This window comes from Bacillus sp. FSL W8-0770 (assembly GCF_038008705.1).
Classification (GTDB): Bacteria; Bacillota; Bacilli; order Bacillales; family Bacillaceae_G; genus Bacillus_A; species Bacillus_A cereus.
Genome location: NZ_JBBOZR010000001.1, coordinates 1 through 7,500, shown reverse-complemented (window position 1 = coordinate 7,500; position 7,500 = coordinate 1). Strand labels below are relative to the sequence as shown.

The following is a 7,500-nucleotide window of genomic DNA, read 5'->3' as shown; positions in this document are numbered from 1 at the left end:
ATCCAGTTAAGCGTTGCAGACGCATATCTAAAATTGCTTGCGCCTGTTTCTCACTTAAACCAAAACGTTCCATTAAGCCTTGCTTGGCAATATCTGCCGTTTTTGAACTACGAATTAACGTAATAACTTCATCAAGATGATCTAAAGCAATTCGTAATCCTTCTAAAATATGAGCACGTGCTTCTGCTTTTTCTAATTCATAAGCAGTACGTCTACGAATTACTACCTTCTGATGCTCTAAATAATGATATAGATTTTGTTTTAAATTTAGTACTTGTGGCTCCCCATTTACAAGAGACAACATATTAATACCGAAACTTGTTTGAAGCGCTGTATGTTTATATAGATTGTTTAATAGTACGTTTGCATTAGCATCACGACGTACTTCCATGACAATACGCATACCATTACGATCTGATTCATCACGTAAATCTGTAATACCTTCAATTTTCTTATCGCGAACTAATTCTGCGATTTTTTCAATTAATCGTGCCTTATTAACTTGATAAGGTAGTTCAGTTACGATAATAGATTGTTTACCGTTTGACTTCTCTTCAATTTCAACCTTAGCACGAAGCATAATGGAACCGCGACCTGTTTCATAAGCTCTTCGAATTCCACTTCTTCCTAAAATTAAACCTGCCGTCGGAAAGTCTGGACCGGGAATATATTCCATTAATTCCGCGATAGTAATATCAGGATTATGACTTAATGCCAACACACCATCAATTACTTCGCCAAGCTGATGCGGCGGTATATTTGTTGCCATACCAACAGCAATACCTGTTGTACCGTTTACTAATAAATTAGGGAAACGCGCTGGTAGTACTATCGGTTCTCTTTCGGAACCATCATAGTTATCTTGATAATCAATTGTATTTTTTGAAATATCACGTATTAATTCCATAGAAATCTTAGACATTCTTGCCTCTGTATAACGCATTGCAGCTGCTGAATCTCCATCTACAGAACCGAAGTTACCATGCCCATCTACAAGCATATAACGTTGACTAAAATCTTGCGCCATACGTACCATTGTTTCATAAACGGCTGAATCACCATGAGGGTGATACTTACCGATTACTTCACCGACAATACGTGCTGATTTCTTATACGCTTTATCAGCTGTAATTCCTAAATCATTCATCGCATATAAAACCCTACGATGCACAGGTTTTAATCCATCACGAACATCTGGTAATGCACGAGATACGATAACACTCATTGCGTAATCTAAAAATGAGGTACGCATTTCATGACTAATATTAATTTCTCGAATTCGTGCTTGTTGTTGATTGTCTGACATCAACGAGCACCTCCTCTTACATTTCCGTTACACATACATTGATTTATATGTAGAAGACAGGAATACTTAGATTCCTGTCATTACTCATTTAAATATCAAGGTTCTTCACGTATTTTGCATTCTCTTGGATAAAGTTACGACGCGGCTCTACTTTATCTCCCATTAAAATTTCAAATGTTTCGTCTGCTTCAATTGCATCTTGAAGGGAAACTTGAAGTAATGAACGTACTTCTGGATCCATTGTCGTCTCCCATAGCTGAGTTGGATTCATTTCCCCTAGACCTTTATAACGCTGAATCCCTGGCTTAGGTTGGGCCGGTAATTCTGCTAAGATTTTTTCAAGTTCCTTATCGTTGTAAGCATATTGAATTTTTTTACCTTGTTGTATTTTAAACAACGGCGGCTGTGCAATATAGATATAACCACACTCAATTATTTGACGCATATAACGATAGAAGAACGTTAATAATAGGGTACGAATATGTGCACCATCAACATCGGCATCGGTCATAATAATAACCTTATGATAGCGTGCTTTTTCAATATCGAAGTCTCCACCAATATTTGTACCAATCGCCGTAATAATTGTACGAACTTCATCATTTGATAAAATCTTATCTAAGCGTGCCTTTTCCACATTAATAATTTTACCCTTCAGCGGTAAAATTGCTTGGAAATGACGATCGCGTCCTTGTTTTGCAGATCCACCCGCAGAGTCACCCTCTACGATGTAAATTTCACTAATTGCTGGATCTTTCGAAGAGCAATCAGCTAATTTACCAGGTAAACTTGAAACTTCTAACGCACTCTTTCGACGTGTCAATTCACGCGCTTTTTTCGCAGCTACACGTGCACGTGCAGCCATCGTACCTTTTTCTACAATTTTTCGCGCTACATTAGGATTTTCTAGTAAGAACTTTTCAAACGCCTCTGAGAATACAGACTCTGTAATTGTTCTCGCTTCACTATTCCCAAGTTTTGTCTTCGTTTGTCCTTCAAATTGTGGATTTGGATGCTTGATTGATACAATTGCTGTTAAACCTTCACGAACATCCTCACCAGTTAAATTACTGTCCGCATCTTTTAAAATGCTATTTTTACGACCATAGTCGTTGATTACACGAGTTAAAGCTGTTTTAAAACCTACCTCATGTGTACCACCTTCATACGTATGGATGTTATTCGTAAATGAGTAAATATTATTTGTGTATCCCTCGTTATATTGAAGAGAAACCTCAACCTGAATACCATCTTTTGAACCTTCTACGTACACAGGCTCTTCATGAATCGGTTGTTTTGAGCGATTTAAATGCTCAACATATGATTTAATTCCACCTTCGTAATGGAATTCTTTCTTTTGCTTATGTTCACGTTTATCTTCAATTGTTAATTTAATATTGCGATTTAAAAACGCTAATTCACGCATACGAGTTGCTAGCGTATCAAAATCGTATACTGTTGTTTCTTGGAAAATTTCCGGATCTGGTTTAAATCGAGTTATTGTTCCTGTTTGATCTGTGTCACCAATGACTTTTAAATCCGCAACCGGAATACCTCTTTCGTATTTTTGGTAATGGATTTTACCTTCACGATGTACAAATACTTCTAATTCTGTTGATAGAGCATTTACAACCGATGCCCCAACACCATGTAAACCACCAGAAACTTTATAACCGCCACCGCCAAATTTACCACCGGCGTGGAGAACAGTCATAATAACTTCTACAGCTGGACGTCCCATTTTTTCTTGTATACCAACCGGAATACCACGCCCATTATCCGTTACACGAATACTATTATCTTCTTCGATACTAACATTAATTTCATCACAATAACCTGCAAGTGCTTCATCAATACTATTATCTACGATTTCCCACACAAGATGGTGAAGCCCTTTTCCACTTGTAGATCCAATATACATACCAGGGCGTTTCCGAACTGCCTCTAGTCCTTCAAGCACCTGTATCTGACTTTCATCATATGCATTTTCTTGCATTTGCTTTTGTTCCATTGACACAAAGATCACCTACTTTTCCATTTAAACAGGGGTTATTCCCTATCTATTTCACAATCTACAGTGCCGTTCGTTACATGAATTGTTTTCGCTTCTTTTAATGTTTCGTGTTCAATTCCGTCGACACTCGTCGTTGTAACAAATGTTTGCACTTTTCCTTGAATTGTATTTAAAAGATGTGATTGACGATAATCATCTAATTCTGATAAAACATCATCCAACAAAAGGATTGGATATTCTTTAACCTCTGAATAAATCAATTCAATTTCAGCTAATTTTAGGGATAGTGCGGTCGTTCGTTGTTGTCCTTGCGAACCAAAGACTTGAACATTTTTACTATTAACGAAGAATTGTAAATCGTCACGATGAGGACCAATTAAAGTCGTACCACGGAAAATTTCACGTTGTTTCACAGATTGAAAACTTTCATAGTATACTTCTTTTATTTTCGACAAATCCATTGATTCTGATACATCTACACTTGGTTTATAGACAATTTCTAACTCTTCTAATCCACGGCTTATACCTCGATGAATTGGAGCTGCCCATTCCTGTAGCAAATGCAAAAATTCAAAACGTTTTTGCAGTATTTTCGCACCATGCTCAATTAGTTGAAGTGTAAATACATCCAACATCGTTTCCTCATTCTTACTATTCCCTTGCATTTTTTTCAACAAGTGATTTCGTTGCGTGAGCACCTTTTGATATTGACTTAATTCATACAAATATACAGGAGCTATTTGTCCTAATTCCATATCTAAAAAGCGTCTTCTTACTTGAGGGCTTCCTTTTACAAGATTTAAATCTTCTGGGGCAAACATGACAACGTTCATCACGCCAATATATTGACTTAACTTTTGTTGTTCAAGTTGATTTAATTTTGCCTTTTTACCTTTTTTCGAAATATTTAATTCCAAAGACAAAGAATTGTTTCTTTTTTGTAATTTCCCCTTTATTTGACCAAAATCTTCATCCCAGCGGATAAGTTCGCGATCATTAGAGGTTCTATGAGATTTCGCCATCGCTAAAACATAAATAGCTTCCATCAAATTTGTTTTCCCTTGTGCATTTTCGCCGATAATTACATTTACCTTATCTTCAAAGGAAAGCTCTAATTTTTCATAATTGCGATAGTTTTTTAATTGTATTTCTGAAATAAACAAAGGGCTCCCCCTTTATGCCTGAACTTGGAAAGTTCCGCTTCCTGGAATTTCAATAACATCATTCGCATATAGTTTGCGACCTCTTCTATTTTCAAGTTCGTTGTTCACGTACACTTCATATTCTTGTAAAAACCATTTTACAGCGCCACCTGTATCAATTACATCAGCTAACTTTAAAAATTGTCCTAGTGTAATATACTCTGTTGAAATTTTAATACGTTTCATAAAATCGCTCACTTTCTGAAAGTGTTCATTCTTTCATTGTACTAAATAAACTAGCATTAGGAAAGTAATACCCAAAAATCAAATAAGGGCCACTAGCATCTTTAAACTAGCAACCCTTATTCCTTACCTAGTAAGTACGAACCGGTAAAATTAATTGAATAATTGAATCATCATTTACTGTACGAATTAAGAACGGTCTCATTGCCCCAGTAAAGCTAACTTTAATCTCTGTACTATCCAAAGCTTTTAATGCATCCATCATATATTTTGCACTAAAAGATATTTTTAACTCTTCTCCATCTACTTTTTCGCATTGTACTTCTTCGACAACTTTTCCGATTTCTGGTGAATTCGAAGAAATCTCTAGCATTTCTTGCTCTAAAGTTGATAATTTAACAACGTTATTGCGGCCATCTCTTGCTAATAGTGAAGCACGATCAATTGCTTGTAGGAATTCTTTTGTATTTACAAAAATATCCGTTTTACTCTCTGCTGGAATTAAACGTGTCGTATCAGGATAATTTCCTTCTAACAATCTTGAGAAGAATAATAAATGTTTTGTACGGAATAATACTTGATACTCCGTAATAACGATATCTACCATTTCCTCAGACTCATCTAAAATTTTACTTAATTCATTTAAGCTCTTACCTGGAATAACAACATTAGCTTGGAATTCATCTGCAATGTTATGTCCTTCAATTTTTGCTTTTCGAAGTGCCAGTCTATGACTATCTGTTGCAATACAAGTTAACTCGCTGTTATATACCTTCCAGTTTACACCTGTCAAGATCGGTCTTGTTTCAGAAGTAGAAACTGCAAATACAGTTTGTCTGATCATATGCTTAAGTAAATCTGTTGGTATCTTAAATACATGATGTTCTTCAATCTGTGGCAATAACGGATATTCTGCAGAATCTAAACCATTTAAGTTAAACTCTGATTTTCCAGATTTTATTTTTGTCATAAAATGATTTTCTACAGAAATTTCGACAGTGTCTTTAGGTAGTTTTTTTACAATCTCACTAAAATATTTTGCCTGTAAAACAATGCTTCCTGATTGAGCAATTTCTACGATTTCTTTTCCATCTTCTTCGACTGGAATAAAAGATTCAATAGAAATATCAGCATCGCTTCCTGTTAATGTAACCCCTTCTTCAGTAGCTACAACTTTAATTCCCGTAAGGATGGGGATTGTTGTACGAGAAGAAACTGCCTTCATTACATCTTGTACACCTCTTACAAGATAGTCTTTTTGTATTGTAAAACGCATAAAGAAAAACCTCCGGTAAGTATAAGATTTTATTTAATTAATAAAGATAAAAAATAGTAGTAATAGTAATAGGGCTTGTGGATATGTGGATAACCCCTATAAAGGATGTAAAAACAGTCTATCTACATGTGGATAGACTGTGCGTAAAACAAGGTAAGTTATTCACACTATTCAGCTACTACTTTAAAATACCATTAATTTCTTCAACTTGCTTTTGTAATTGCGTATCGGTTTTTAGTAGTTTAGAGATTTTTTCATGGGCATGGATAACTGTTGTATGATCACGTCCACCAAATTCTTCACCTATTTTTGGTAAAGAGGAATCTGTAAGCTCGCGCGATAAATACATTGCAATTTGGCGAGGAAACGCAACTGATTTGGTACGTTTTTTCGCTTTAAAATCTTCTAATTTCACTTGATAAACATCCCCGACAGCTTTTTGAATATCATAAATAGAGATAATTTTTGGCTTAGAATTTGGAATAATATCTTTAAGTGCTTCAGCTGCTAAATCAGCATTAATATCTTTATTAATTAAAGATGAATAAGCTACAACTCGGATAAGTGCACCTTCTAATTCACGAATATTTGAATCAATTTGATTTGCGATATAAAGCATAACTTCATTTGGTATATCAAGCCCTTCAGCTTTTGCTTTTTTGCGTAAAATCGCAATTCGTGTCTCTAAATCTGGCGGCGTAATATCTGTAATAAGCCCCCATTCAAAGCGGGAACGAAGACGATCTTCTAAAGTCGGAATCTCTTTTGGTGGTCGATCACTAGAAATTACAATTTGTTTACTTTCTTCGTGTAATGCATTAAATGTATGGAAAAACTCTTCTTGAGTTTGTTCTTTTCCAGCAAGAAATTGAATATCATCTATCAATAAAACATCTACGTTGCGATATTTATTACGAAAATCAACAGCCTTATTATCACGAATAGAGTTAATAAATTCATTTGTAAATTTTTCTGATGATAAATATACAACTTTTGCATTTGGATTATGTTCAATTACATAATGACCAATTGCGTGCATTAAATGCGTCTTTCCAAGCCCAACTCCCCCGTAAATAAAGAGTGGGTTATACGCTTTAGCTGGCGCCTCGGCTACAGCTAATGAAGCTGCATGGGCAAAACGGTTACCAGAGCCGATAACAAATGTATCAAATGTATATTTTGGATTTAACATGCTCTGTGGTAAATGAGCTGAATCATCTTGTGCTGGATTCGGCTTAACTGGAGGCAGATCAATATCCTCTTCAGCTTGACTTTGAGGAATAATAAAGCGAATTGCTAATTTTGCCCCTGTTAAATCGTATAGTGTTTCTGAAATTAGTTCGGAGTAATGAGATTCTAGCCAGTCACGAGCAAATTCATTTGGAGCTGTAATCGTTAATACGTCTTTCTTCAAGTTATGAGCCGTTGTTGATTTTAACCATGTCTCATAACTAGGCTTGCTTACCTTTTTTTCTAATTCTTTTAAGGCACTATTCCATAAATCAGAGATATTTTCCAA

6 protein-coding genes (1 of these 6 only partly in view) are annotated in these 7,500 nt (G+C 35.4%); all 6 read right to left on the bottom strand.

Going from position 1 to position 7,500, the window contains the following annotated elements; all coding sequences use genetic code 11:
- Positions 1-1,306, bottom strand: the 5' portion of a protein-coding gene (gene gyrA, locus NST27_RS00030) for a DNA gyrase subunit A (protein WP_001282864.1). The gene continues 1,166 nt to the left of window position 1, outside the view; the window shows 1,306 of its 2,472 coding nt (coding positions 1-1,306); the start codon lies at positions 1,304-1,306; the stop codon falls past the left edge of the window.
- 88 nt (positions 1,307-1,394) lie between these two features.
- Complete coding sequence (gene gyrB, locus NST27_RS00025) at positions 1,395-3,317, bottom strand: DNA topoisomerase (ATP-hydrolyzing) subunit B (RefSeq protein ID WP_000435982.1); 1,923 nt, start codon at positions 3,315-3,317, stop codon at positions 1,395-1,397.
- 38 nt (positions 3,318-3,355) lie between these two features.
- Complete coding sequence (gene recF / locus NST27_RS00020; RefSeq protein ID WP_000470740.1) at positions 3,356-4,483, bottom strand: DNA replication/repair protein RecF; 1,128 nt, start codon at positions 4,481-4,483, stop codon at positions 3,356-3,358.
- Between the two features lie 12 nt (positions 4,484-4,495).
- The gene (gene yaaA / locus NST27_RS00015; RefSeq protein WP_000821364.1) at positions 4,496-4,708 is read right to left on the bottom strand and encodes a S4 domain-containing protein YaaA; all 213 of its coding nucleotides are present in this window, start codon (positions 4,706-4,708) and stop codon (positions 4,496-4,498) included.
- A gap of 127 nt (positions 4,709-4,835) precedes the next feature.
- Positions 4,836-5,981 carry a DNA polymerase III subunit beta gene (gene dnaN / locus NST27_RS00010; RefSeq protein WP_001212884.1) on the bottom strand — a complete coding sequence of 382 codons (1,146 nt, stop codon included), beginning with the start codon at positions 5,979-5,981 and terminating at the stop codon, positions 4,836-4,838.
- Positions 5,982-6,159: 178 nt separating this feature from the next.
- Positions 6,160-7,500 (bottom strand): chromosomal replication initiator protein DnaA, encoded by a 1,341-nt coding sequence (gene dnaA, locus NST27_RS00005; RefSeq protein WP_000428017.1) that lies wholly within the window; start codon positions 7,498-7,500, stop codon positions 6,160-6,162.

Coding starts and splice junctions, on each gene's coding strand:
- gyrB (WP_000435982.1), bottom strand. CDS start 3,317: ATGGAACAAAAGCAAATGCAAGAAAATGCATATGATGAAAGTCAGATA.
- dnaN (WP_001212884.1), bottom strand. CDS start 5,981: ATGCGTTTTACAATACAAAAAGACTATCTTGTAAGAGGTGTACAAGAT.
- yaaA (WP_000821364.1), bottom strand. CDS start 4,708: ATGAAACGTATTAAAATTTCAACAGAGTATATTACACTAGGACAATTT.